The 24,782-nt window shown below is 34.1% G+C and carries 28 protein-coding genes, 1 tRNA gene and 1 pseudogene; 7 read left to right on the top strand and 23 right to left on the bottom strand.

The features are described 5' to 3' along the window. The 4 genes from HGK31_RS14630 to HGK31_RS14395 all read right to left on the bottom strand — a co-directional run. Positions 1 to 205: hypothetical protein (locus tag HGK31_RS14630; RefSeq protein ID WP_223115356.1), on the bottom strand; the 205-nt coding region annotated here is incomplete at its 3' end. A 44-nt stretch (positions 206 to 249) separates the two neighbouring features. Next, positions 250 to 954, bottom strand: a complete 705-nt coding sequence (locus HGK31_RS14405) for a hypothetical protein (protein WP_191861030.1) — start codon at positions 952 to 954, stop codon at positions 250 to 252. After that, positions 944 to 2,362, bottom strand: coding sequence for a tyrosine-type recombinase/integrase (locus tag HGK31_RS14400; protein WP_191861028.1), 1,419 nt, complete (start codon positions 2,360 to 2,362; stop codon positions 944 to 946). Before HGK31_RS14400 ends, HGK31_RS14405 begins: the two co-directional genes overlap by 11 nt. Before the next feature lie 54 nt (positions 2,363 to 2,416). Continuing rightward, a tRNA-Met gene (locus HGK31_RS14395) sits at positions 2,417 to 2,490 on the bottom strand. Between the two features lie 175 nt (positions 2,491 to 2,665). Between HGK31_RS14395 and HGK31_RS14390 the strand changes: the two genes are divergently transcribed. Then, positions 2,666 to 3,052: an START-like domain-containing protein gene (locus HGK31_RS14390; RefSeq protein ID WP_104734015.1), complete on the top strand. Its 387-nt coding sequence runs from the start codon at positions 2,666 to 2,668 to the stop codon at positions 3,050 to 3,052. 57 nt (positions 3,053 to 3,109) lie between these two features. Continuing rightward, complete coding sequence (locus tag HGK31_RS14385; protein WP_191861027.1) at positions 3,110 to 3,955, top strand: aminotransferase class IV; 846 nt, start codon at positions 3,110 to 3,112, stop codon at positions 3,953 to 3,955. Here HGK31_RS14385 and HGK31_RS14380 read toward each other — a convergent pair. The 5 genes from HGK31_RS14380 to HGK31_RS14360 all read right to left on the bottom strand — a co-directional run bounded on the left by HGK31_RS14380 (position 3,948) and on the right by HGK31_RS14360 (position 8,489). After that, positions 3,948 to 4,508, bottom strand: coding sequence for a YqgE/AlgH family protein (locus HGK31_RS14380; RefSeq protein WP_104735751.1), 561 nt, complete (start codon positions 4,506 to 4,508; stop codon positions 3,948 to 3,950). The genes HGK31_RS14385 and HGK31_RS14380 overlap by 8 nt on opposite strands. A 123-nt stretch (positions 4,509 to 4,631) precedes the next feature. Continuing rightward, positions 4,632 to 4,904, bottom strand: coding sequence for an HU family DNA-binding protein (locus tag HGK31_RS14375; RefSeq protein WP_092206834.1), 273 nt, complete (start codon positions 4,902 to 4,904; stop codon positions 4,632 to 4,634). 191 nt (positions 4,905 to 5,095) lie between these two features. Beyond that, positions 5,096 to 6,046, bottom strand: coding sequence for a methionyl-tRNA formyltransferase (fmt, locus tag HGK31_RS14370; RefSeq protein ID WP_191861025.1), 951 nt, complete (start codon positions 6,044 to 6,046; stop codon positions 5,096 to 5,098). Further along, positions 6,043 to 7,947: a RecQ family ATP-dependent DNA helicase gene (locus HGK31_RS14365; RefSeq protein ID WP_191861023.1), complete on the bottom strand. Its 1,905-nt coding sequence runs from the start codon at positions 7,945 to 7,947 to the stop codon at positions 6,043 to 6,045. Before HGK31_RS14365 ends, fmt begins: the two co-directional genes overlap by 4 nt. After that, entirely contained in the window at positions 7,947 to 8,489 is a 543-nt protein-coding gene (locus tag HGK31_RS14360; RefSeq protein ID WP_191861021.1) for an AAA family ATPase, read from the bottom strand. The genes HGK31_RS14365 and HGK31_RS14360 overlap by 1 nt, the downstream gene beginning before the upstream one ends. Positions 8,490 to 8,580: 91 nt before the next feature. On the opposite strand from HGK31_RS14360, the gene HGK31_RS14355 reads away from it, so the two are divergent. The 3 genes from HGK31_RS14355 to murA all read left to right on the top strand — a co-directional run bounded on the left by HGK31_RS14355 (position 8,581) and on the right by murA (position 10,913). Next, positions 8,581 to 8,874 carry a DUF493 family protein gene (locus HGK31_RS14355; protein ID WP_104734010.1) on the top strand — a complete coding sequence of 98 codons (294 nt, stop codon included), beginning with the start codon at positions 8,581 to 8,583 and terminating at the stop codon, positions 8,872 to 8,874. Between the two features lie 66 nt (positions 8,875 to 8,940). After that, entirely contained in the window at positions 8,941 to 9,588 is a 648-nt protein-coding gene (locus tag HGK31_RS14350; RefSeq protein WP_191861019.1) for a DUF4290 domain-containing protein, read from the top strand. Positions 9,589 to 9,593: 5 nt separating this feature from the next. Then, positions 9,594 to 10,913: a UDP-N-acetylglucosamine 1-carboxyvinyltransferase gene (gene murA, locus HGK31_RS14345; RefSeq protein ID WP_191861017.1), complete on the top strand. Its 1,320-nt coding sequence runs from the start codon at positions 9,594 to 9,596 to the stop codon at positions 10,911 to 10,913. 43 nt (positions 10,914 to 10,956) lie between these two features. On the opposite strand, the gene HGK31_RS14340 is transcribed toward murA, so the two are convergent. From HGK31_RS14340 to folE, 10 genes and pseudogenes are all read right to left on the bottom strand, one after another. Beyond that, positions 10,957 to 11,319, bottom strand: coding sequence for a SnoaL-like domain-containing protein (locus HGK31_RS14340; protein WP_191861015.1), 363 nt, complete (start codon positions 11,317 to 11,319; stop codon positions 10,957 to 10,959). Between the two features lie 145 nt (positions 11,320 to 11,464). Continuing rightward, positions 11,465 to 13,189, bottom strand: coding sequence for an FG-GAP-like repeat-containing protein (locus tag HGK31_RS14335; RefSeq protein ID WP_191861013.1), 1,725 nt, complete (start codon positions 13,187 to 13,189; stop codon positions 11,465 to 11,467). A 47-nt stretch (positions 13,190 to 13,236) separates the two neighbouring features. Beyond that, positions 13,237 to 14,541, bottom strand: a pseudogene (locus HGK31_RS14330) (cryptochrome/photolyase family protein). Between the two features lies 1 nt (position 14,542). Next, a complete protein-coding gene (locus HGK31_RS14325) occupies positions 14,543 to 15,004 on the bottom strand; it encodes an SRPBCC family protein (protein ID WP_191861011.1) in 462 nt (153 codons plus the stop codon). Continuing rightward, positions 15,004 to 15,468, bottom strand: a complete 465-nt coding sequence (locus tag HGK31_RS14320) for a TspO/MBR family protein (protein ID WP_191861009.1) — start codon at positions 15,466 to 15,468, stop codon at positions 15,004 to 15,006. The genes HGK31_RS14325 and HGK31_RS14320 overlap by 1 nt, the downstream gene beginning before the upstream one ends. Before the next feature lies 1 nt (position 15,469). Then, positions 15,470 to 15,640, bottom strand: coding sequence for a Lacal_2735 family protein (locus HGK31_RS14315; protein WP_104734002.1), 171 nt, complete (start codon positions 15,638 to 15,640; stop codon positions 15,470 to 15,472). A gap of 3 nt (positions 15,641 to 15,643) precedes the next feature. Then, on the bottom strand, positions 15,644 to 16,162 hold the full coding sequence (locus tag HGK31_RS14310; RefSeq protein WP_191861032.1) for a glutathione peroxidase: 519 nt from the start codon (positions 16,160 to 16,162) through the stop codon (positions 15,644 to 15,646). Positions 16,163 to 16,192: 30 nt separating this feature from the next. Continuing rightward, positions 16,193 to 16,879, bottom strand: a complete 687-nt coding sequence (locus tag HGK31_RS14305; protein WP_191861007.1) for an SDR family NAD(P)-dependent oxidoreductase — start codon at positions 16,877 to 16,879, stop codon at positions 16,193 to 16,195. Positions 16,880 to 16,888: 9 nt separating this feature from the next. Next, positions 16,889 to 17,113: a hypothetical protein gene (locus HGK31_RS14300; RefSeq protein WP_191861005.1), complete on the bottom strand. Its 225-nt coding sequence runs from the start codon at positions 17,111 to 17,113 to the stop codon at positions 16,889 to 16,891. 3 nt (positions 17,114 to 17,116) lie between these two features. Next, positions 17,117 to 17,812: a GTP cyclohydrolase I FolE gene (gene folE, locus HGK31_RS14295; protein ID WP_191861003.1), complete on the bottom strand. Its 696-nt coding sequence runs from the start codon at positions 17,810 to 17,812 to the stop codon at positions 17,117 to 17,119. Positions 17,813 to 18,136: 324 nt separating this feature from the next. Between folE and HGK31_RS14290 the strand changes: the two genes are divergently transcribed. Further along, positions 18,137 to 18,568, top strand: a complete 432-nt coding sequence (locus HGK31_RS14290; RefSeq protein ID WP_104733997.1) for a hypothetical protein — start codon at positions 18,137 to 18,139, stop codon at positions 18,566 to 18,568. Between the two features lie 93 nt (positions 18,569 to 18,661). Further along, the gene (locus HGK31_RS14285) at positions 18,662 to 19,510 is read left to right on the top strand and encodes a DUF2911 domain-containing protein (protein ID WP_104733996.1); all 849 of its coding nucleotides are present in this window, start codon (positions 18,662 to 18,664) and stop codon (positions 19,508 to 19,510) included. A 46-nt stretch (positions 19,511 to 19,556) separates the two neighbouring features. On the opposite strand, the gene HGK31_RS14280 is transcribed toward HGK31_RS14285, so the two are convergent. The 4 genes from HGK31_RS14280 to HGK31_RS14265 all read right to left on the bottom strand — a co-directional run bounded on the left by HGK31_RS14280 (position 19,557) and on the right by HGK31_RS14265 (position 24,688). Beyond that, entirely contained in the window at positions 19,557 to 19,757 is a 201-nt protein-coding gene (locus HGK31_RS14280) for a helix-turn-helix transcriptional regulator (RefSeq protein ID WP_104733995.1), read from the bottom strand. After that, complete coding sequence (locus HGK31_RS14275) at positions 19,747 to 20,214, bottom strand: hypothetical protein (RefSeq protein WP_191861001.1); 468 nt, start codon at positions 20,212 to 20,214, stop codon at positions 19,747 to 19,749. Before HGK31_RS14275 ends, HGK31_RS14280 begins: the two co-directional genes overlap by 11 nt. A 139-nt stretch (positions 20,215 to 20,353) precedes the next feature. After that, positions 20,354 to 22,045, bottom strand: a complete 1,692-nt coding sequence (locus tag HGK31_RS14270) for a sodium:solute symporter (protein ID WP_191860999.1) — start codon at positions 22,043 to 22,045, stop codon at positions 20,354 to 20,356. Between the two features lie 108 nt (positions 22,046 to 22,153). Further along, positions 22,154 to 24,688 carry a PIG-L family deacetylase gene (locus HGK31_RS14265; RefSeq protein ID WP_191860997.1) on the bottom strand — a complete coding sequence of 845 codons (2,535 nt, stop codon included), beginning with the start codon at positions 24,686 to 24,688 and terminating at the stop codon, positions 22,154 to 22,156. Between the last annotated feature and the right edge of the window lie 94 nt (positions 24,689 to 24,782).

The following is a 24,782-nucleotide window of genomic DNA, read 5'->3' as shown; positions in this document are numbered from 1 at the left end:
ACCACCATTGCAAAATGCAATAACCACCATTGCAAAATGCAATAACCACCATTGCAAAATGCAATAACCACCATTGCAAAATGCAATAACCACCATTGCAAAATGCAATAACCACCATTGCAAAATGCAATAACCACCATTGCTGTTGACCCCGTTTGTAGTCAAATTGACCACCATTGTAGTCAAAATTAAGTATTTTAATCAATAGAGGAAAAGCGAAACCCTAACTTTAGGATTTTAAAAAAAATATTAGAATTCTGCATCTAAAAATTCTGGGTCTATCCCAAAAACAGTTTCTAAAATATATTTTCTGGCTTTTTCATCAGTCATTAGAGGTTCTTTTTGTTTAGCCTTTAAAGGTGCTTCCTTTTTCTGTGGTTTAGTAGGTATTTCAACCTCTTTTTTTATTTCGATTGCTGGAAGTTCCTCTAACGTTTCTGATACGATTTCCAGAACCTGATTATCATCTACCTCAGATGTGATTGTTTCCTCTCCAAAATAACTTTCTAGTTTATCTGCATGCTCGTCAAAAGCTTTCGCTTGAAATTGAAACATACTTTCTACTTTGGAAGTTGTCAATGGCATGTCAATTTTAATGTTTGCATACATCCATTGAGTCATTATGCAATGGGTTCCAACATACTGTCCATATTTTTCAAAGATGTGATAAAATTCTTCAAGTGTCAGATTCTGTTTTAGAGTAATAAGATCATTGGTATTGTTATCCAGTTGATTTCCTTTATTAAAAATATCGAGACCATGTATTACAGAAGGATTTTTATGTAATTCTTTGTTGAAATCGAAATAATAAATAGTATTGACCATATCCGGCCTAATAATGTCACTTAAAAACGTTGGTTCTATATTAGGATAGAATTGTTTAGGAAAATAGAAAATATAGTTCCTAAATAGATTAGAAATGATCTTATTTAAAACGTGTTTACTATTCTCCATCCATTCGTATTAAATCGGAATAATCACTTGGTAAAAAAGCATCAATATCACGCAAATACTTTTCCAAGGCTTGCATGGATGTATGACCTGTAATAGTCATTAGGACACTTTTTGCTTCAAAAGGTGAGCTGTTCTCAAGTAATTTTCTATATAATTTTGTTATAAAAGTATGTCTGAAGCTATAAAGACCAAAATCAGCTCCCAAATTAAATTTATCTTTTACCACACGTTTAAAACGTTTACTAAAATAATCTCTTCGGTTATCGACTGTAGTATTCCATGGCAACCCAATGCCTTTGTTTGTTATTAAGGGATTGTCGCCAGGTAATTTTGATAAATCAGGAAGGGCTTCCAATACCAAATCAGGAATAATTTTAGTCTTGAGCGGACTGTTTTTTGCCTGAAAAGTCAAGGTCTTCGTTTTTAAATTCAAATCCTTGACCCGAAGCCTATTAACTTCGATAGGTCTCATAAAATTAAAGGAGATAAATTTAATGTACAATAGGAGTATGGGGTCTTGTTCTTCAAGATAACTGAAAATAGCATCCAATGTTTGAGAATCATACCGCTTGTGCCTTTCAGGCTTGGACTTTACAACCGGTGTTTTTCGCATGACATTAACCGGGATAATTTCATTGTCCTCCAATACCTGCATCATACTGCTTAAATCCACACGGCTGTTATTTCGTGTACGCGGTGTATTTTTAATAAGATGTTGGTTTAGATATCCCATGCACATTTTTCGGGTTATTTGATCGGGATGCTTAACATTTGGATGCTCTTCTTTCAACCATTTAATAAAATTTTTCGATCGGTTCCTGTAATCTTGAATGGTACGTGGTTTAACCAATTTCTCTTTCATTTTAAGCGCAAAATCAAATGCTTCCCTCAAAGACATTCTTTCTTCTTCTTCTACCTTTTCGGTTTTAGGTTCAGTTATAGAGACCTGTTGTACTGGTTGAGATATGGTTTCAGCCTCTTTTTCCTTTTTAAGAAAGGGTAGGGGTTTAATGGTTGTTTTCGGATAGGTAATAGCTGGAACAACTTCAACCTTGGGTTCTTTTGGCGGAGAAATTGTTTGGCCTCCCAAAAACCGTTCTAAATTATTTTCGTAGGGATTGTAGCCTTCTCTTAATAAACGGTGTAATGTCTTTTTATAAAAATTAAGGATGGTATAACGATCGGTCTTTGTTTTCATTTTATTGGCAATACCATAAATATTCTTCTGTCTTTCCATCTTACCAGTGGATGGATTTCTGAATGAAAAATAGACATACCAACGGCGTTTTAGGTCATTATCACCGGTATAGATCTTTGGGGCAGAAAATTGTTTTTTGTGTGCCAATTTGTGTTCAGGTTGGGGCTCCTTTTCGTGTTCAAATGTAAGAAATTCAGTTAAGGTAAACATAAAAAAACGGTTTAGAGTGAACTAAACCGTCTGTTTACGCTGAATTACGCTTTGTAGCGAGACCGAGATTTGAACTCGGGACCTCCGGGTTATGAATCCGACGCTCTAACCAACTGAGCTATCTCGCCATTTTCCTATGAAAATAGGAATCTCATAATTAACGGCGCATACCGTTTTTAAGGCTGCAAATATAACAACAAATTTATTCAGTACAAATATTGTCACAATAAAATATTTATAAAAAATAGTTTTAAAACTTATCAATTAATGTATATATTGAGCGAACAAATTATATTTATGACTATGGACGAAAAAGTGAAATTTGAAATGGAGTTTCCTATACACGCTTCACCGCAATTATTATATCAATACATATCTACCCCTTCTGGATTATCAGAGTGGTTTGCCGAGAATGTGAACTCACGTGGCGAGCTGTTTAAATTCATCTGGGATGGCACTGAAGAACAAGCTAAATTGGTGAGCAAAAAAAGTGGTGAGCGCATTAAGTTTAAGTGGCTTGCTGATGAAGAGGATCCTTATTACTTTGAAATTCGTATTCAGGTTGATGAAATCACAAAAGATGTCTCAATTATTGTCATTGATTTTGCCGAAGAAGATGAGGTTGATGAGTCTAAAATGCTATGGGAAAATCAAATTGCAGATTTAAAACAAGTATTAGGTTCTGCATAACAGCCAATTTTAATATAAACCATATCTTTGTCCCGAATTTATTTCGGGACTTTTTTTATGATTAATCACAACGGCGACCTCACAAATAACGATACCATTCTGAAAACTACTAACCGTGGTTTTGCTTATGGCGACACACTTTTTGAAACCCTTAAAGTTTCTTACGGAAAGGTGTTGTTTTGGGAAGATCACTATTTCAGACTCATGGCTTCTATGCGCATCTTACGTATGGACATCCCCATGAATTTTACCATGGAGTTTTTGGAATCGCAATTACTAGCTACCATACAGGCCAATGACTTGGAGCAGGCAACAACACGGGTTAAATTGTCCGTTTATAGACATGCAGGGGGTTTATATACACCTGAAGATAACGGCGTTGGTTTTATAATTCAGGTGTGGCCCTTGGCTTCAGATTTCTATCTATTTAATGATGCGGCTTATGAAGTAGATTTGTTTAAGGATTATTATGTGTCGCCTAGTTTGTTGTCAACCTTAAAAACCAACAACAAGGCTATTAATGTGGTTGGTAGTATTTATGCTCAAGAAAACACGCTTGACAATTGTTTACTTTTAAATACAAATAAGCATGTGGTTGAGGCTCTGAATGGCAATATATTTCTGGTGAAAGGAAACGACATTAAAACACCACCTTTGGAAGATGGATGCCTTAAAGGAGTTATGCGCAAGCAGGTACTGGATGTGATAGAGAAATCACCTAACTATGTTTTGATTGAAGATCATGTGTCTCCATTTGAATTGCAAAAGTCTGATGAGTTATTTATTACTAATGTGATTACAGGGATTCAGCCAGTGAGTAAATACCGTAAAAAGGAATTTGATAACCAAGTAGCCAAGGACATCTTTCAAAAAGTGAATACGCTGATTCGGTTAACTAGTTAAAACTAGGGTCTTCCGGCGCATTGGACCAAATGGTGTATTCACCTCCAAATTCCAACATTTTTTCTTTCCAGAAGGTTTCGTAGTCTTTTTCGATGATGGATTTTTTGTAGATATTTTCAGTAACAATCCATGAATTGGATTTGAGTTCTTCGTTTAGTTGGTTGGCTTCCCAACCTGAATAGCCTAAAAAGAAACGAATGCTCTTTTCATTGATTTTGTTTTCAGCAATAAGTTCAGCTACTTTATTAAAATCGCCACCCCAATAAATACCCAAGGAAATTTCGACACTATCCGGAATTAACTCTGGGATTTTATGAATGAAGTACAGATTGTCTTGTTCCACAGGTCCACCATTATAAACCCGCATTTTGGTGTCTAATTCTGGGATTAAATCGGATATGGTATAGTCTAGCGGTTTATTTAATATAAAACCAATAGAGCCTTCGTTATTATGGTCTGCCAATAAAATTATGGAACGGTTGAAGGAGACATCACCAATGATTGATGGTTCGGCGATTAACAAATTACCTTTTTTGGGTTGTATTGTAATCATATAGTTGGGCATTTACTTACTAAAACTAACATTTTTTTTATAAAAAACAAATAGATAAAAGCATTTATAAGCAAAAAGGTCTTCAAAATTGAAGACCTTTTTAAAAATATGGTAAAGCTTAAATTAGTTTACTGCTCTTGATAAATCAGAACCAGCTTTAAATTTAACTACATTTTTAGCCTTAATTTTAATAGTCTTTCCTGTTTGTGGGTTTCTTCCATCTCTTGCAGCTCTTCTAGAAACTGACCAAGAACCAAATCCTACTAAAGAAACTCTGTTACCTTTTTGTAAAGCTCCTTCAATTTCAATTAACGCGCACTCTAAAGCTTTTTTTGCAGCTGCTTTAGTAATTCCTGCGTGTTCTGCCATAGCATCGATTAAATCTGTTTTGTTCATAATTTAATTTTTAATTATTAATAAATTGTTGGTTAAACATTTTTGTTAAATCCTCTACAAATTTATACGGATTATCGTATCACGCAAGTAATAGCAAGGCAAATGCATGAATTTGTTGATAACTTAACACTTTTGTTAATAACGAGCGTGCATTTTATCGATGTTTTTAAGATATGAGTAATGATAGGGGTTTACAGCATTTTGGCATTGTCGTGAAATTGGTATCCGTTTAGCAGTGAAATTATATCCATTTTTCGTTTACCAGGTAGTTTAATTTGTTCTACCAAAATGAAGCCATTTGATGCAGCTACTTTAAGTGTTTTTTTATCAGCAACTAGGGTTCCTATAGTAAGGTCATGATTATCACATACCCAACTTGTCTGGTAGAGTTTAATTTCTAACTGTTCTTCACCATTCTGCAAATAACACCAAGCTCCAGGGTAAGGATTGAGACCACGAACTTTGTTGTGAATGGTCTTGATATCATTATCCCAGTTTATTTTACAATTGTCTTTATTTAATTTATGAGCATCCTTAATGGTCGGATTTTCTTTTTGGATACTGGTATTAACCTGACCTTGTTCTATTCGTTTAACGGTTTCAAGAACCAGTTGGCTTCCTATGGTCATTAACTTGTCATGAAGTGTACCAGCATTATCTTCATCTTCAATGGCAACTTCCTTTTGAAGAATCATTTCACCGGTATCAATTTTTTCATCAATAAAGAAGGTGGTAACCCCTGTTTTTGTTTCACCATTTATTATAGCCCAGTTAATAGGAGCTGCACCACGATAATTGGGTAGCAAAGAAGCATGTAAATTAAAGGTGCCATATTTGGGCATTTGCCAAACAATTTTTGGCAGCATTCTAAAGGCTACCACAATTTGTAAATTGGCTTCTAAAGATTTTAATTCTTGAACAAAATCGTCATGCTTTAAGTTTGTAGGTTGCATAATGTGCAAACCTTGTGATTTTGCATAGGTCTTTACGGCCGACTCCTGAATTTTACGACCTCTACCTGCTGGCTTATCGGGAGCAGTAATGACTCCAACAATTTGATAGTTATTTTCAACCAGGGTTTTTAAGGTGGCAACAGCAAAATCTGGTGTTCCCATAAAAACTATTCGCAGTTCCTTGTTCATACATGTGATAATTTATAGGTGTTGTTGTTTGTGATAGCTATCACGCCATGTTCTAATAATACTTTAAGCGTGTTATGAATTATTTCTTTATTGAATTTTAGTTGTTCAACCATTTCCCGAGATGATAATGGACCAAGCTCTAATTTTGTGATAATGGCTTCGGTAATATCTTTTACAGCGTCTGTTTGCTGCGCGTGTTTATCTTTAATACAAACTGAACAGATACCACAAGGCTCCAAATTGGTTTCGCCAAAGTAACTTAAAAGTTGGATACTCTTGCAGGTGTCATTATTGCTCATATATGCTATAACCGAAGCGACTTGATTGGTTTTTACCTTATTCTGTTGTTCGATGGTTTTGGCAATTCTGTTGATGGTTTTATCGTCTTCCCGCGGCTCAATAAATGTAATTTGCGCATCTGTTCGAGATAATTTGAGTGCGATAATCTCATCTTTTTCTAACATTAGGAGTTTGTTCTCTAACTCTTTTTCTGTAATAGATACTTTTTCCGAAATCCGTAGCGTGTTAATAGTTGTTTCATGTTCAAAAACACCACCATATGTTCGTAATAGTGACTTAACAGTAAGACTTAAATTGGGATGGTTGTTCAAGTATTGAAACAGGCTATTATTGGATACTATAAATTGTAAGCTTGTTTGATTTTTGAATTGCTGTGATAAATTAATGACACTTGTACGGTCTAAGGCTTGTAATGCATTATAGGCTAAAGCACTATTAAAATTATAGGTTTTGCAAAATGAATTAAAGTTGAAATCAAAACTCTTATGCTGGCCTTCGCCATAGGAAACTTGAAAGTAATTACAGAGTTTTCTATATACCGTTTTAATAAAATCAATAGTAGGTAAAACTTTTAAAAATTGATTTTTTAGATGTGCTTCATCCGAATTACTTTTAAGAATAACGGCAAAGGCTTTATTACCATTCCTACCAGCTCTTCCAGCTTCTTGAAAGTAACTCTCTAAACTATCTGGTAAATTTAAATGAATAACAGTTTTTACATTTGGTTTATCAATACCCATTCCAAAGGCATTTGTTGAAACCATAATGGGTTTTTGTTCGCGCAACCAAGCGTTAAGTCGTTGATCTTTTTCGTAATTAGAGAGTCCACCATGAAAATATGTTGTCGCGAAACCTTTGCTTTCGAGAAAGCTGCTTATTTCAAGGGTAGCCTTTCTGTTTCTAACATAAATGATTGAAGGCGCTTGATTTTTTTTTAGGATGCGTTCTAGTTCATAGCGTTTGTCTTCGGTTTCGAATGTCATATACGCCAAGTTATCTCTATGAAATGACTGTTGAAATATTTTGGCATCAATAAAATCGAGTTCAGCCACAATATCATCAACCACTTTTGGCGTTGCCGAAGCAGTTAATGCTATGCAGTTGACATTGGGTTGAATTTCTCGGAGCGTGACAATGTTTTTATAAGCTGGTCTAAAATCATTTCCCCATTGCGAAATGCAGTGTGCTTCATCAACAGCAATGAGGTTTACATGCATTTGACGGATTCTATCCTGCACGAGTTCTTGTTGTAAGCGTTCTGGGGAGAGGTATAAAAACTTATAATTACCATAAATACAATTGTCCAACATGGTGTCTAATTCACTGTAGGCAATACCACTGGTTAATGCCATAGCTTTGATACCTTTTTCATTGAGTGCCTGAACTTGATTTTTCATCAAGGCTATTAAAGGTGAAACCACAATACAAATCCCTTCTTTTATTAAAGCTGGTATTTGGAAGCATAGTGATTTTCCGCCACCAGTTGGCAATAGCGCAAAAGTGTCTTCATTATCAAGTACCGCATTAATTATGGATTCTTGTAATGGTCTGAAAGTTGTAAAACCCCAATATCTCTCTAATATATTGATGGGTTGTTCCATTATAGTTTCTTTACAACATTAAGAATAAATTGTGCTCTATTTTCAATGGTATCAAAGGGTACATCCATGAGCGCGTAGTTAAAACGCTCATAGGTATTAAGAAGATGATGATGAATTTTTACAGCTTGATCAAAGTTTTCATAACGTTCACTATCACTTACAAATATTTCTTGCCAAGGCTCTAAAATAAAAGCCATATCATAGACATGGTTTTTGCAACTGTTTACAAATTTTTCAGGATATGCATCACCAATATAATCCATATAGGCAATAACATCAGGAATGCCTCGATCTAAAAAAACCAAATCTTTTCCTAATGTGTTTGCCTGCGAAAATTGTGTTTCACGTCCTTTTAATAAGAGTTCGCTAAATAGTAGTGGTTGTGTTAAGAATAACTGTTCAATACCTTCCTTACGCGCTTTTAGAGTAACTTCACGTGAAATTTCATCTAAACAAACATGTCCCAGTCTTTTTAATTCATTGATAATGGACGTTTTTCCAGTTCCAGGACCACCAGTAATTACAATTTTTTTTACGTTCAAGACAGCAACATTTTGGATGTAAAAATCGTAATTAAAAAGGAAACTAAAAAATGAATTGGAAACAGTATCTTTGTAGCTTAATGTAATTAATATGGAAGAGAATCAAAATCCGGATGCTTTTTACGAAAAGTTAAAGGGTCAATTATATGATACGGCTACGTGGCCATCGGAGTATTTGTATAAGTTTATTGTAAAATCGGAAGGTAATGGCATTTCAGAAGTTGAAGCACTTTTTGATAATATGGGAGCCGTAATTAATACCACCGAATCAAAAAATGGTAAATATACCAGCGTTTCTATTAACGTTAATATGAAAACACCAGAAGATGTTATTGCCAAATATAAAGAAGTGGCAGAAAACGTTCAAGGAGTTATTAGTCTTTAGAATTTTTTTGTACTTTGCGCAGGCATGATACTTCTTGCTAAAAGTTAACCTCTACACATTTTTATTTTGATAGAACATTTAGAATACAATTCGGAACGCGAACATTTAATTATACCAGAATACGGTAGGCATTTACAGAAAATGGTGAATTATGCCAAAACACGTGAAACAAAAGAAGAACGTAATAAATTGGCTCAAGCCATCATATCTGTGATGGGTAATTTGCAGCCTCATTTGCGTGATGTACCAGATTTTCAACACAAGCTTTGGGATCAATTATTTATCATGTCTAATTTTGAATTAGATGCCGATTCACCTTATGAAAAGCCTTCAAAAGAAGTGCTCTCGGAACGTCCAGAAACATTAGATTATCCGCAGAACCATCCAAAATATCGTTTCTACGGAAATAATATTAAAACCATGATTGATGTGGCTAATACTTGGGAGGAAGGCGAGTTGAAGGAGGCTTTGGTTTATACCATAGCCAACCATATGAAAAAATGTTTTTTAAACTGGAATAAAGACACCGTTGAGGATGATGTGATTTTTGAGCATCTCCGAGAATTGTCAGGAGGAAAAATCAATTTGCTTAATGCAGATGAAGATTTAACCGATGCCAGTAGCTTAATGCGTAGTAAAAAGAAATACAGTTCTAACTCCAGTAAAAAGGGACATCACAAAAAAAATAATAATAGAAATAGAAAACGCTATTAAACTTCATGGGAATATTTAAAATTGAAGGAGGCCATCAATTAAAAGGAAGCATCCAGCCTCAAGGAGCAAAAAACGAAGCACTTCAAATTTTATGCGCTGTATTGTTGACTCCAGAAAAAGTCACTATTCATAATATACCTGATATTGTTGATGTCAATAAACTTATAGAACTTTTAAGAAAGCTAGGTGTAAAGATTGAGAAGCTATCCAATAATGCTTATTCGTTTCAAGCTGATGAGGTCAATTTAAAATATTTAGAATCTGAAGCTTTTAAGGTAGATGGTCGAGGCCTAAGAGGTTCCATCATGATAGTTGGTCCTTTATTGGCTAGATTTGGTAAAGGATATATTCCAAAGCCTGGAGGCGATAAAATAGGACGCAGACGTTTAGATACCCATTTTGAAGGTTTTATAAATTTAGGAGCCAAATTCCGTTATAATCGCGAAGATTATTTTTATGGTGTAGAAGCTGATAAGTTAGTTGGAACTTATATGTTACTCGACGAAGCCTCTGTTACAGGAACAGCTAATATTGTTATGGCTGCAGTTTTGGCAGAAGGAACTACTACAATCTATAACGCCGCATGCGAACCTTATTTACAACAGCTGTGTAAGATGTTAAATAGGATGGGAGCCAATATAAAAGGTATTGGATCTAATATGCTAATCATTGAAGGTGTTGATAGCCTTGGTGGTACAGAACATACCATGTTGCCAGATATGATTGAAATTGGTAGCTGGATTGGATTGGCAGCGATGACAAAAAGTGAGTTGACTATAACCAATGTAAGTTGGGATGATTTAGGTCAAATTCCCAACGTATTTAGAAAACTGGGTATTACAGTTGAAAGACGTGGTGATGATATTCACATACCAGCCCATGTAGATGGATATGAAATTCAAAGTTATATAGATGGTTCTATTTTAACCATTTCCGATGCACCTTGGCCAGGCTTTACACCAGATTTATTGAGTATTATTCTGGTGGTTGCTACACAAGCTAGAGGTAGTGTTTTAGTACATCAAAAAATGTTTGAAAGCCGTTTGTTCTTTGTGGATAAACTTATTGATATGGGAGCAAAAATTATTCTCTGCGATCCACATAGAGCTACCGTTATTGGGCATGATTTTCAGTCTGATTTAAAAGCAACGACTATGACATCTCCAGATATACGTGCAGGTGTATCGCTGTTAATAGCAGCCTTATCTGCTAGAGGCACATCAACCATTCACAATATTGAACAAATTGATAGAGGATACGAAAATATAGACGAGCGTTTACGAGCCATTGGGGCCAAAATTGAGCGTCTTAAAGAACATGAATAACTAAAAAAAGCTTCAAAAATTTCGAAGCTTTTTTATTTGCGTGTTACTCCATACTATAAAAATATTGTTCACTGGCAATTTTGCCATCTTTGACCTCGTACACACAGACCTCTTCCATTTTTTGTCTGCCACGTTCTTTAAACGTACAATCAAATCCCATTTTGGCTGTAAAAAAGTTTCCAGCTATAACAGGTTCGCTAATTTCACTTGAATGAAAATTTTCAACACTGTCTAACCATTCTTTGCTTTTATTCCAAACATTTTGTTTTCCAGTAATAACTTCTCCTGGCATACCAGGCATTTCTTTGCTCACTACATTATCTGCATAAAGTTCATTGATACAGTCCAAGTTTTTACCCTCTTGACACATGGTTCGCCATTTATTTGCTACTTCTTTTGTATTCATTGTTTTTGGATTTTAAGTTATTTACTAAAGCTAGTAAAAAATTAAATATCTGGTAATTAAATACATGTTATAATTTGACTAAACGTGGCTAAATAAAAAAAGCCGTTATCTCATAACGGCTCATATTTATTATTTAGATGCGCATTTATTTCTTTACGATTTTATGAATTGTTGTTTTTTGATTGGTATTTAGATGTATAAAGTAAATGCCACTCTTTAAAGATTTTATGTCTATCTGATTTGAAGCTGGTAACATCGTCATTTCCTGAATTAACTTACCAGTTAAATTATAAATAGCATAGTTTAAGTTAGTATTCCCTTTCATAGATATATTTAAGAAATCATTCACAGGGTTGGGATAGAGTCTTATCTCATGATTATCTAAACCAATAGCACTTAAGGTTTGACCTTCTTCTATTACTATGACTTCGTTTATATTTGGATTCGAAATGGTATCAACAGCTCCAGAAGTCCAATGCACAACTATTGCATCAATTTGTGTAGCTGCACCGAGTCCAAAATGCGTCATCAAGGAATTCATGGTTCCGTAACTTTCTCCTGCTCTTACTTCTCTTATTTGAGTTCCCCATGCACCTTGAATTTCAATCCTAGCGCCAATACCATTTATATTACTTGCATCACCAATTAATCTAATTTCTGTCCAATTGTTGGTATTACCATCATTTAAATACAGTACATCAGGATTACTTGATGGACCATTGTATCCCGTAGCAAAGCCCGCCATAACATCTATAAAGCCATCATTGTTTAGATCACCTACAGCAGCGCTTTGTATTCTTGAAGGTCCTGCAGGTAAGGTGAAAGGTGACGTAACCTCCGTAAAGGTTTTGTCGCCATTATTTTTGAATAAATGATGCGTGCCACTTCGCATGGTGATAAACAAATCTATAAACGTATCATTATCAAAATCTTCCATCATAACTTGAATTCCACCAGAGCCTAAACCTGCCAAAACTGAAGTAATACCACAAGTAGCAGTAATATCGGTAAAGTTTCCACTGCCATCATTGGTAAATATTTTACTTGATATATCATGATTTATTAAAACACAATCCAAGTCCCCATCATTATCAATATCTTCAAAATTCGCCGACCACGACTGACCAAGAGGAGCCAAGCCTCTCGCTACCGCATCATCAGTATAATTATTATTGCCATCATTCATAAATAATAAATTCACGCGTCTGCCATCATTTGGATTGTTTACTCCTAAACGACATTTGGATATGTATAAATCTAAATGACCATCATTGTTAACATCGGCCCAAATACTACCATAATTTCCCGAGTTGTCAGAAGGTATGGTTGAAACTGCATTAATCAAACCATTGTTTACCGTCATATTACCGCTGCCATCATTGCTATAAGCAAGAGAAACACCATCATCATGGCATGCAAATATGTCAATAAAACCATTGTTATCTATATCCGCAAAATTGACACTTTGTAGAAAAATATTACCGCCAAGTGTTGTGGAAGAATATGCAGTACCGTCTGCATTTGCTTTTATTAGTTTGATACCATTATAAGAACCGCCAGTTACAATATCATTATAACCGTTTTGATCGACATCAGCAATAGCTAAACCCCATTGTGAACCACCAACACTTCCAAAATTGTATTGCGTGAAATTTCCACCACCTGCAGTTTGATATTCAATTTGTAAGTTTCTAGCATCATCAAGTCTGATAATATCATCGAGACCATCACCATTCATGTCACTTACTCCAATAGCGCAGCCGCTGGTTAAATTAGGGTTGGTGAGAAGGGTGTTTGAATTTGTAAAAGTAATTTGAGAAAAGGACATTAGAGGCATAATTACTGCTAATGTGAGTAGTTTTTTGTACATGATTATATAATTGGATGTAGTAAAGATAATTTAATTAATTAAAATAATTAATTAAGAGCTGATTTATAAGCAGCTAAACACCGCTCTCTGGCCTCTTTATGATCTACGATAGGTTTAGGATACGTTAATTCTTGATAGTCTGGAACCCACTTTTTAATGTACTCATGGTTTTTATCAAACTTCTTAATTTGTGTTGTTGGATTAAAAATTCTAAAGTATGGTGCAGCATCAACTCCACATCCAGCAACCCATTGCCAATTTCAAATATTACTTGCCATTTCGTAGTCATGTAACTTTTCAGCAAAATAGGCTTCGCCCCAACGCCAATCAATTAATAAATGTTTACATAAGAATGAGCCTACTAACATTCTTACACGGTTATGCATAAAACCAGTATTATTTAATTCACGCATACCTGCATCAACTAAAGGATAACCAGTCTTGCCTTCACACCAAGCTTGAAATTCCGTTTCATTATTTCGCCATTCAATTCTATCGTATTTTGGTTTAAAACTCTCACTTACAGTATGTGGATAGTGCCATAGAATTTGCATGAAGAATTCACGCCATATTAATTCTTGCCAAAATATTTCGTTTTTTTCTGCAATGGCTTTTTTTACCATTTTTCGAATACTTACTGTTCCAAATCGTAAATGAGGTCCTAGTCGCGATGTAGCATCTTTAGCTGGATAATTACGCTTGTCTTCATACTCCTGTATTAGGGTAGGCGTAACATCATACGCTGCGATATTTTGATCTGATTTTTTAAAGCCAATATCTGAAAGTGATACATTAGGTAATCTAGAATGTTTGACTAGATTTTTGAGATAATTGTTTGTGTAAAATATTTCTAGATTATCAGCATTAAATGTGCTTTTCCAAGTTTTCATGTATGGTGTGTAAACCATGTATGGATCGCCATCATTTTTGACTATTTCACTTTTTTCAAAAATGACTTGATCTTTATATGTCTTAAAATCTATATTATTCTTGCTTAAAAAATCCTTAATTTCCTTGTCACGCTTTTTGGCATAAGGTTCATAGTCGTGATTCGTGTAAACACCATATATGTTGTATTCTTTAATTAGATTTTCAAATACTTCTTTTGGCTTACCTATGAATATGGCTATACTGCTTTCATGTTCATCTTGAAGGGTCTGCCGCATACCTTGAAGCGTATTAAAAATAAACGTTACACGTGCATCGTCTTCAGGAAGTTTGTCTAGAATTTTTGTATCAAAAATGAAAATAGGTAAAACAGGATTATCACTTTTTAATGCCTCAAAAAAACCACGATTATCATCTAAACGCAGATCTCTTCTAAACCAGAAAATATTTACAGGCTCGTTCATATTACAAAGTTCCGAAAAGTTCGATTAATTTTTTTTGGCGATATTCAAAAATTTCTTCTAGTTTGGGCTTTACCAAAATTGGTTGAACCAACTGTCCTAAAATGCCTAGTGGAATTTTATAGTCTATAATATCTTCCATCTCCACGCCACCTTCAATTTCTTTAATAAAATGTTTGTGATGCCATAGCGAATAGGGTCCAAATCGTTGTTCGTCAACAAAATAATGTTTGTCAATTACATGTGTTATTTCTGTTACCCATTTTGTTTTTATTCCTAATACAGGTGTAACTATATATTGAATTATTTGCCCTGCATACATAGGTCTATCTGCTCCAGAAAGAATATTAAATCCCATGTAATCTGGAGTAATAACTTTTAAATTGCCTGGGTCAGATAAAAAATCCCAAGCCTGCTCAACAGAAATTGGTAGATTTTGTTTTTTATGTAAGGTGTATATCTTCATTAGTTATTAACATATATGTAAGCATTCAAGGACGTGGCAATCAGTAGCCAAATCATATAAGGCAGTAATAAATATGAATAGGTCTTTATGTCGTCCATTCTGAATTTAAAAAAGAAATAAAAGATAAATAAGGTTAACAGTGAAATGTTTAGAAGTCCTAATCCTACCCAATGCTGATTGAAAAAGATATAATTCCATGAAATATTTAAAATAACTTGAACAACAAATAAAATTCTTAAAAATTTTGAATTTTGATGACTAAATAATTTGGCTAAATACACTGAAAAGCAAATCATTATTGTTGTCCAGGCCACACCAAAAACCCATCCAGGTGGTGTCCAAGGTGCTTGATTAAGATTGGTGTACCATTCAGATTGTGGCCCATTATTCATGAGCCATCCACCAATTGCTAAACCTCCAAAATTAATTATTAGAAAAAGAAGTAAACGTTTAATAAAACTCATATTATTTATTTTGTAAAGCTTCAATTTGTTCGGCTATACTCTGGGCTTGCGCATAGACTTCATCACTAGCTTTTCTGTCAGTAGTAGAAAGACGATGCCAATCTTTCATGGCTTTGGCATATTTTTTCTGTAATGATTCAATTTCTGACTGTTTTTTAAATATTCCAAACATAATTTATTGGTTTAAATGCTTTGTGATTTTTGCGCTTGTTGGATTGGTTACTGAAAAATAATAATCTAAAAGATTACCATTTTCATCAACTAAATATTTCTGAAAATTCCATTTCACACTTGAATTTGAATTACCGTTTAATTCTTTACTCGTCAACCACTTGTAGAGTGGGTGCTGATTGTCGCCTTTAACATCAACTTTTTCTGTCATTAAAAAACTAACGCCATAATTTTTTTCGCAAAAGGTTTGAATTTCATCGGCAGTACCAGGTTCTTGACCACCGAATTGGTTACAAGGAACACCAATTATCATTAGATTATCTTGGTATTCATCATACAGCTTTTGTAGGTCGGCATATTGCCCTGTAAAACCACATTTTGAAGCTACATTTACAAAAAGAATATACTTGCCTTTGTAATCTGCTAAATTAATGGGTTCGCCTGCTAAATTGTTAATTTGAATATCATATAAAGATTCTGTAGGTGTATTTTGTGCTCTTGTTTTATTAAAGAAGTTTAGCATAAGACAAATTATAAAGAGTTTTTTCATGATTTATATTTTAAAAGAAACAATACCGCAATCCATTTCAAATATTTGACCCGAAAGTGAACTTGCGTTTTCTGATAATAAAAAGGCTGCCATATTTGCCACTTCATCTGGCTTTAAAAATTTCTTTAAAGGATGCCTTTCGGTGATGTTTTCCATCATTTTATCATTTCGTAATAGTTTTGAAGCTAAATCAGTATCCGTTACTGTAGGCGCAATAGCATTAACACGAACTGTTGGCGCTAATTCAGCACCTAATGACTTGGTCAAACCTTCAACTCCAGCTTTCGCTGCTGCTACGCTGGCATGAAATGGCATTCCCAATTTTACAGCCACAGTACTGAAAAGTACGATTGATGGATTTTGTCCTGATTTAAGCCTTGGTAAATACGCTTGTATGGCCTTTACAGCTCCAATTACGTTTATTTCGTAATCTTCTCTAAACTCATCAAGCTTTAATCGAGCTACTGGTTTTAAGTTAATGCTTCCTGGGCAATAAACCAAGCCATCACAAGATGCTACTTCGGGTAATTCGTCTTTTAAAACATTGGCACTATGATGTGTTAGGTTGTCGTGACTTAAGTCTGGTTTATTACGACTAATGTTTATGACTTTATTATTGTTTTCCAGTAATAAATTAACAAGTGACAGCCCAATTCCGCGGCTGCCACCTATTACGATATATGTTTTCATATGTGTTTTTTATGCCATTAATGGCTTACCTTTTAAACGTTTTTCCACTTTGCGTTTGATAGCGGTTAGACGTTTCATAATATCCATAATACGATCATCTTTTTTCTGCTTGTAAATCTGATTTAAGTCTAAAATCAATTGTTTAGCTTCTCTTGAGATTTTAATTCTATCACTAGTTGATAAAGATTTCATCTTTCTTTGCTCAAATTCAAGCGCTTTGTTTATTAGTTCCATAGCTTAATGATTTATATAGTTATGTAATTCAGTTATTTTTTGAGGATCGTTAAACGCACCACCGTAATAGGTTGTGACCGTCGCTGATGTATCATCTTTAATTCCTCTAGACGATACACACAAATGTTTAGCATCAATTATAACAGCAATATCTTCTGTTTCTAATACATTTTTAAGTTCGTTTGCAATTTGATTTGTTAAACGCTCTTGTACTTGAGGGCGCTTGGCATAATACTGCACAATCCGATTAAGCTTTGACAGTCCAATAACCTTACCAGAGGAAATATAGGCCAAATGAGTTTTGCCAATTATAGGAACAAAATGATGCTCACAATTAGAATAAAACGTTATATTTTTTTCCACCAGCATTTGATTATACTGATACTTATTATCAAATAAGGCCACTTTAGGCTTGTTTTTTGGATTTAACCCAGAAAATATTTCATCTATGTACATTTTGGCAACACGATCTGGAGTGCCCTTTAACGAATCGTCTGTTAAATCTAATCCCATAACATCCATAATCTCTTCAAAAAGAAAAGCAATACGCTTTTTCTTTTCTTCATCTGTTAACTTAAAGGCATCTTTTTTCATTGGAGTTTCCAATCCCGTGTATAAATGATCGTCACCTATTTCTGTTGCACTAAACCCATTTAAATGATGGCCGTTTTTTGGTTTTTCAAAAGTTTTAATTTTCATAGCTCTTTTTTTGTAATGCTGTACTTGTGTTTGTAACAGAAATCAAAGCATTATTTTAACTTAAAATTGTTGTTTGTCTAATATTTCATTTTCAAAGTTAGATAAAATAATTTATTTGTCCAATTTTATTTTAAATAAGTTTGACAAAAAATATTTAATTTTTCAAATTACCACTTTTAAATGCTTGGTTTTGTAAATGCGTATCTATATAATCTATAGTGTCATATAGATAAATTAGTTTGAAAAATATGACTTAAATTATTCAAGATGATATCATCATACACTCTAAAGAATTATTATATTTGAATATAATTTTATTTTACTATGAAAGACAAATACTACTATCTAACTATTTTAACATTATTTGTTGTTGTGTCATCATTTGGACAAAACACCGTTAGTACGAAACAACAAAGACGTCAAGCTGCAAAAGTTGATACAGTTTATACTGTAGAGGAGCGTGCAAATATGGCTCATTGGTTATATGAGCGTGTGAATGAGATGAAACTATCTGATGAGGTGCGCGAGGAATATGATGCTATTATTTTTTCACGTATTTATGACATGAGTCGTTTGAATGACAAGGATAAGGCTCATACTGATGAAGAAATACACATTAAATTTGACGAGATAGTTGATAAAATGAACATGGAGGTTAAAGCAATTTTGACAACCGATCAGTATATTAATCATTTAGAGAATTTTGCAGAATTAGAACGGAGTGTTTATAAAAAGTTTGATTGGGATAACGACTAGCTTTCAAAGGCTTTAGCTATTTATCTTTTTGTTAACATTTCATAAAAATCTTTATCCGTATTTTTACTATATAAATCAAACTACACTAATCATATGAAAAAACTATTATTATTTACATTGTTATTGGCCTTTTCATTCTCTATGAATGCGCAGGTTACAACACCACAACCAAGCCCTTTTAGTAAAGTAGAGCAAAAGGTTGGATTAACAGATATTACCATTGAATATTCGCGTCCTGGAGTAAAGGATAGAAAAATATTTGGTGGATTGGAAGCTTATGACAAAATGTGGCGTACAGGAGCTAATAAAAATACTATTATTACTTTTAGTGACCCTATAACCATTGGAGGTAATAAAGTACCTGCTGGATCTTATGCTATTTTCACAAAGCCAGGAGAGTCACTTTGGGAAGTTTACTTATATTCGGATACTGAAAATTGGGGAGTTCCACAAGAATGGGATGAGAGCAAAGTTGCAGCTATAGCAAAAGTACAATCTCACAAATTACCATTCAATGTTGAAACATTATCAATTGATATAAACAACATTAGAAATGGTAGTGCGACATTAGATATTATTTGGGCTGACACATATATTGCCGTGCCTTTCACTGTCCCTACAGATGAAAAAGTTTTAACTTCTATAAATGACGCCTTAAACGGTAATCCAACAGCTCAAGATTATTATGCTGCATCTGTTTACTATTTACAGGAAGGTAAAGATATGAAGCAAGCTAAAGAATGGATAGATAAGGCTATGTCAATGACTGAAAAACCAGCTTTTTGGCAATTAAGACAACAGTCTTTAATTTATGCAAAAGCAGGAGATAAAGATGGCGCTATTGCACTAGCTAAAAAATCGTTAGCAGGAGCTAAAGAAGCTGGTAATAATCAATATGTGAAGTTTAATGAAGAGTCATTAAAAGAGTGGGAGGCGAACTAGTTTTCTAAATTTATAAGAATAAAAAGCGACCAATTGGTCGCTTTTTTTAGTCAGTTTCTTCAAGAAAAAAAATAGCTTCAACAGGTTTATTAAACAATTTAGCAATTTTTAAAGCTAACACTGTTGATGGAACATATTTGTTTTTTTCCATGGCGTTAATGGATTGTCTGCTTACGCCAATTTTGTCAGCTAAATCAGCTTGAGTTAAATTGTGAATCGCGCGCTCAACTTTTAGGTTATTCTTCATGGTTGCCAGATTTTAGTTTAATAAAGTTAAATCGGAATACGAAGAATAGTAGAGGTGTGAAAACGTTGAAAATTAACACATTAAAAAATGTCATGTCATATACAAATACAATTGTAAAAAGTAATAATATATAATTGAAAATAATGGCCCAAACTAGTGATTCAGTCCGAAGCTTGTAAATATACTCATCTTCAACTTTTTCTTTTGTAAATCCTACAAGAAGTCCTCCTATGATTAAACATACATAAACAAGTTCATCTGCAATACCGTTTTCAATTACTTTAAAGAACCCAGCATCACCTATAAAAGGGTCGCTATAAATAGAAAACACTTTGGTAACCATAACCTCTCCATCGTAATCTATAGCGTAGAGAATGATACCACCAATGAGTCCGATAATAAACAAAAACCAACCTAGCGGTTTGAATTTGTTTGATAATAAATAATTTGATTTCATAACTGTTCGATTTTAAAATTGATTAATCAAAAGTAAAACAAACTTTACATATAGACAAATATAATTTACAAAAAGAATAATATATATGACAAAAAAAAGCAGCTCAATTTGAGCTGCTTTTTATATGAAGACGGTATTATTAAGTTGTTTGTTTTGTAATTCCTTGAAAGATGTGAGCAATGACAATCACAATGACACAGCCAACAAAATTAAGCCAAAGAAAAGGTAGATTAATCATTTCAAATTCATTAAGCAAGAACAGGCCTATTACAAGAACTTGCGTTATTAAAGCAGCAACGAATACAGCATTACCTTTAATATATTTAAAAAAGAATGCTAATAGAAAAATACCCAATACATTGCCATAAAATATAGATCCTATGATATTTACAAGCTGGATGAGATTTTCGGCTAAATTGGCAACACAGGCAACCAAAATGGCTAATATTCCCCAAATTAAAGTAAACCATCTTGAGGCTTTTACCATTTGGGTTTCAGTTTTTTCAGTTGTATTTCGCTTATATAAATCTATTGTAGTGGTTGATGCTAGTGCATTTAATTCACTTGCTGTACTTGACATGGCCGCGCTTAAAATTACTGCTAGCAGCAATCCAATTAAACCACGAGGGAGATTGTTTAGGATAAAATGAATAAAAACATAATCCTTATCGTTACTTTCAACTTTTATTTGTTTGGCTTCGCCAGCTTTTTCTATTAATGCTTTGGCACGATTCCGAATACTATCATTTTTGGCATTAGCAAGAGCAACACCTAGAATTGAAGCCTCGTTTTTATTGGTAATGAAATCGGCAATAAGTGCTTGCTTATCTTCATAAATAGCATCTTGTTCAGTTTGTAGCCTTTCATATTCATCAGCATATTCAGTTTCTAAAACAACTTCGGTTGCCACAGGATTGAAATTAACAGGAGCTTTATTAAATTGATAAAAAACAAATACCATCACACCAACTAACAAAATAAAGAATTGCATAGGTACTTTGAAGATTCCGTTAAAAATAAGACCTAGTTGCATTTCCCTTACGGATTTTCCTGATAGATAACGCTGCACTTGGCTTTGGTCTGTTCCAAAGTAAGAAAGCATTAAAAACGTACCACCAATAATACCACTCCAAAAGGTGTAACGATTATTCAAATCAAAAGAGAAATCAAGAATGTCCATTTTACCACTAGCTCCAGCAATGTCTAAAGCATTACTAAAAGTGATATTTTCCGGAAGCTTATTTACAATAAGAATAAAAGCTATGACCATTCCTGTAAAAATAACAACCATTTGGTGTTTTTGAGTAACATTTACAGCTTTAGTACCTCCTGAAACAGTGTATATAATAACTAGAATACCTATAATAACGTTAAGCAATAATAAGTTCCAACCCAATACCACTGATAGTATAATTGCAGGAGCAAAAATGGTTATTCCAGCAGCTAAACCACGTTGTATTAGGAATAAAATAGCAGTAAGTGTGCGGGTTTTTAAATCAAACCTATTTTCTAAAAACTCATAGGCTGTATATACTTTAAGTCTATGGTAAAGTGGTATAAAAACCATACAAATAACAACCATGGCTATTGGTAGTCCAAAGTAAAATTGAACAAATCCCATTCCATCATTAAACGCCTGACCAGGAGTTGATAGAAAGGTAATGGCACTAGCTTGAGTTGCCATAACAGATAATCCAATAGTCCACCATTGGGAAGAGTTACCACCTTTTAAGTAATCCTGAACGTTCTTACTGCCTCTAGTTTGGTAAGTTCCATAGCCAACTATTGTCAATAAAGTCAATGATAAGATAATCCAATCTAATGTTTGCATAATTAAAAGGCTTGCATGATTAGATAGAAGACAATCCAATAAACCACATTAGCTAGAAGTACTAATGTGTACATTTTCTTCCATTGGTAGTTGGATTCATTCATGAGATTAGTTTTTTAAGTTTTGTTCAGGTTTTAATGTTTCCTGTCCAATGGATAACATATTGGCAAACAACCTATAGGCTCCTGATACACCTGCAGGAAATTCCCTGAAGAAACTTAAGCCAGTATATATGTAGTAGCCTTTACCATATTGTGCAACAAGAAGACTACCTTTTTTTGATGATTCTCCTTTATCATTCATGGATAATATAGGTGTAAATTCTTTTCCCCATGAATCTGGGAAGTATAAACCACGCTCTTGAGTCCATCCATCAAAATCCTGTTCTGTAATTTTGTTAGGGTAATTTAATAAAGGATGATTAGGTTCTAGAAATTTAACTTCTGCAAACTCATCTGTAACGCGATCACGAGATAACTCTAATTTATAAGGTGCTAAATTATCAACTTTTAATCCGCGACTGGTATTGTATTGTACAATCATATTACCACCATTTTCTACAAAGTCAAATAAGATATCTTGTTTAAATTTTAAAGTTTCAATTGTATTGTATGCGCGAATACCAATAACTAAAGCATCAAAGCGGTTTAAATTTTCTGGAGTTATGTCTTCTGGAGCTATAGTTAAAACATGGTAGCCTATTTGTTGTAAGCTTTCAGGAACAACATCGCCAGCTCCTGCAATGTATCCAATATTATCACCTTTCTTTTTTATGTCTAAACGAACTATTTTACTCTCACTTGGTAACAAGACCGTTTGATAAGGGATATGATCATAATCAATTTCTATCAGTTCATCAGTGTATTTGTTTTCGCCAATGGTAACTAATGGACTTACAAAGCCTTCATCTTGATTATTTGGCGGAATTACTTTGAAAGCCACTGTTTGCTCTTCTCCTTTATTGGAAATAGAAATGGTTTGCTTATCTGGGTACACATTCCAATTGTTAGGATGGCATAACTCCACAACACCATTCAAATTGTTTCGTCCAGCTTTTACACTCACTAAAATTTCTTTTTCATTGTCCGAATCGAATATGATTACTTTCTCTGTAATTCTCGCAGTGGCTTCCGGAATAATTTCAAAAGGTTTGTAAACTTCTCCCTTTACAGGGTCATTGGTTTTATATACTACTGATTTTGTAAATGGAATGGTAACGTTGTCAATTGTAATATTAAAGGTTACTGTAAAGTAATCAGGCGTTTCTGGTTTTCCTATTAATGATGGGTCAGAAACTTTATACATACCAAGCGTGCCTTTTTCCGTCAGCCAATATGGTGTGGTGGTAATTTCTTCATCATCTGTTGCTGTAACCTTGAAGTTTTCTTCAATAGCAATATTATTATTTTCTTTGAGAGTGATTCCTTTATTAACTAATAAGCCGTTAGGATTTATATAGGATACCAAGTCCATATTTAAAGAACTACGATTAATCACTTCAAGATTGAGTTCAAGGGATTCATTTAAAGTCGCGTGATTGGTTTTGGCGACAGCTTCTAAATATAAGCCCGCACAAGCCGCGATGATTTTTTTTATCTCTTCTGTTTTAACCGTTCTCCAATGGTCATTTTCTAATTTTTGAATCAATTGATAGGCAGTAACTAGTTTTGGAATTGAAGCTGATGGATTCTTAAAGTCGTAATTAGCTTCAACATCTTTTAAAATAGTTCCGATAGCTTGGCCACCTTTTACACGACTCCAAGATGTGTCAATACCTTCGAATAAATTAGTTTTATCATTGGGCATTTCACCTTTTATCAATTCAATATACTCCATTTGGGTACCACGAGTTCCTGTATTACCAAATCCTTGCGATTTGTGTTGACTACGGCTTAACGCTGCTATTTCGGTATTGCTTAAACCTTTTGAGGGAAAGTATTCGCCTGTATCAAAACCGATTAAATTGGTTTTATCTGCTTTTTCAAAACGCTCTTGGCTACCATAAAACCACCAAGAGGTATTAAAAAATATACGTTTGGGTTGCCAGGGTTTAAGATTTTCCAATTGACTTGGGTAGGCAGTTTGGCTATTTGCCAAATCAAATGCTTCAACACTTAACATGGCAGAACTGGTGTGGTGACCATGCGTACTTCCAGGTGTTCTGTGGTCAAAGCGGTTGATGATAATATCTGGTTGGAATTGTCTGATGGCTAAAACAACATCACTCAATACTTCCTTTTTGTTCCAGATTTGTAATGTTTCATGTGGGTGTTTAGAGTAGCCAAAGTCATTGGCACGTGTAAAACGTTGCTCGCCACCGTCAATCTGTCGAGCTGTTAAGAGTTCTTGTGTTCTAATAACCCCTAATAATTCACGTATTTCAGGACCAATAAGGTTTTGACCACCATCACCACGTGTGAGTGATAAATAAGCTGTTCTAGCTTTAACCTCATTCGACATATACGAAATGAGTCGTGTGTTTTCGTCATCAGGGTGTGCGGCTACATAGAGAACTGAACCTAAAAAGTTAAGCTTTTTAATGGACTCGTATATTTCTGAAGCATTAGGTTTTTGGGGTTGTTGCGCCAGAGCGCTTAAGGAAATTAAAAGGCAAATAAATGTGGCTTGTATTCTTCTTAACATAATAAACTGGTTAGCTACAGCCAAATATAATAAAGTAAAACAGGGATGTGTTGGGTTTTAAAGTTTCTTTAACGGTTGTTACTTTTAGTAGGAT

The organism is Hanstruepera ponticola (genome assembly GCF_012931685.1).
GTDB classification, from domain to species: domain Bacteria; phylum Bacteroidota; class Bacteroidia; order Flavobacteriales; family Flavobacteriaceae; genus Hanstruepera; species Hanstruepera ponticola.
This window is presented reverse-complemented; position numbering and strand designations above follow the sequence as displayed.

Coding starts and splice junctions, on each gene's coding strand:
- HGK31_RS14405 (WP_191861030.1), bottom strand. CDS start 954: ATGGAGAATAGTAAACACGTTTTAAATAAGATCATTTCTAATCTATTT.
- HGK31_RS14400 (WP_191861028.1), bottom strand. CDS start 2,362: ATGTTTACCTTAACTGAATTTCTTACATTTGAACACGAAAAGGAGCCC.
- HGK31_RS14390 (WP_104734015.1), top strand. CDS start 2,666: ATGGACGAAAAAGTGAAATTTGAAATGGAGTTTCCTATACACGCTTCA.
- HGK31_RS14385 (WP_191861027.1), top strand. CDS start 3,110: ATGATTAATCACAACGGCGACCTCACAAATAACGATACCATTCTGAAA.
- HGK31_RS14380 (WP_104735751.1), bottom strand. CDS start 4,508: ATGATTACAATACAACCCAAAAAAGGTAATTTGTTAATCGCCGAACCA.
- HGK31_RS14375 (WP_092206834.1), bottom strand. CDS start 4,904: ATGAACAAAACAGATTTAATCGATGCTATGGCAGAACACGCAGGAATT.
- fmt (WP_191861025.1), bottom strand. CDS start 6,046: ATGAACAAGGAACTGCGAATAGTTTTTATGGGAACACCAGATTTTGCT.
- HGK31_RS14365 (WP_191861023.1), bottom strand. CDS start 7,947: ATGGAACAACCCATCAATATATTAGAGAGATATTGGGGTTTTACAACT.
- HGK31_RS14355 (WP_104734010.1), top strand. CDS start 8,581: ATGGAAGAGAATCAAAATCCGGATGCTTTTTACGAAAAGTTAAAGGGT.
- murA (WP_191861017.1), top strand. CDS start 9,594: ATGGGAATATTTAAAATTGAAGGAGGCCATCAATTAAAAGGAAGCATC.
- HGK31_RS14340 (WP_191861015.1), bottom strand. CDS start 11,319: ATGAATACAAAAGAAGTAGCAAATAAATGGCGAACCATGTGTCAAGAG.
- HGK31_RS14335 (WP_191861013.1), bottom strand. CDS start 13,189: ATGTACAAAAAACTACTCACATTAGCAGTAATTATGCCTCTAATGTCC.
- HGK31_RS14325 (WP_191861011.1), bottom strand. CDS start 15,004: ATGAAGATATACACCTTACATAAAAAACAAAATCTACCAATTTCTGTT.
- HGK31_RS14320 (WP_191861009.1), bottom strand. CDS start 15,468: ATGAGTTTTATTAAACGTTTACTTCTTTTTCTAATAATTAATTTTGGA.
- HGK31_RS14315 (WP_104734002.1), bottom strand. CDS start 15,640: ATGTTTGGAATATTTAAAAAACAGTCAGAAATTGAATCATTACAGAAA.
- HGK31_RS14310 (WP_191861032.1), bottom strand. CDS start 16,162: ATGCTAAACTTCTTTAATAAAACAAGAGCACAAAATACACCTACAGAA.
- HGK31_RS14305 (WP_191861007.1), bottom strand. CDS start 16,879: ATGAAAACATATATCGTAATAGGTGGCAGCCGCGGAATTGGGCTGTCA.
- HGK31_RS14300 (WP_191861005.1), bottom strand. CDS start 17,113: ATGGAACTAATAAACAAAGCGCTTGAATTTGAGCAAAGAAAGATGAAA.
- folE (WP_191861003.1), bottom strand. CDS start 17,812: ATGAAAATTAAAACTTTTGAAAAACCAAAAAACGGCCATCATTTAAAT.
- HGK31_RS14290 (WP_104733997.1), top strand. CDS start 18,137: ATGAAAGACAAATACTACTATCTAACTATTTTAACATTATTTGTTGTT.
- HGK31_RS14285 (WP_104733996.1), top strand. CDS start 18,662: ATGAAAAAACTATTATTATTTACATTGTTATTGGCCTTTTCATTCTCT.
- HGK31_RS14280 (WP_104733995.1), bottom strand. CDS start 19,757: ATGAAGAATAACCTAAAAGTTGAGCGCGCGATTCACAATTTAACTCAA.
- HGK31_RS14275 (WP_191861001.1), bottom strand. CDS start 20,214: ATGAAATCAAATTATTTATTATCAAACAAATTCAAACCGCTAGGTTGG.
- HGK31_RS14270 (WP_191860999.1), bottom strand. CDS start 22,045: ATGCAAACATTAGATTGGATTATCTTATCATTGACTTTATTGACAATA.
- HGK31_RS14265 (WP_191860997.1), bottom strand. CDS start 24,688: ATGTTAAGAAGAATACAAGCCACATTTATTTGCCTTTTAATTTCCTTA.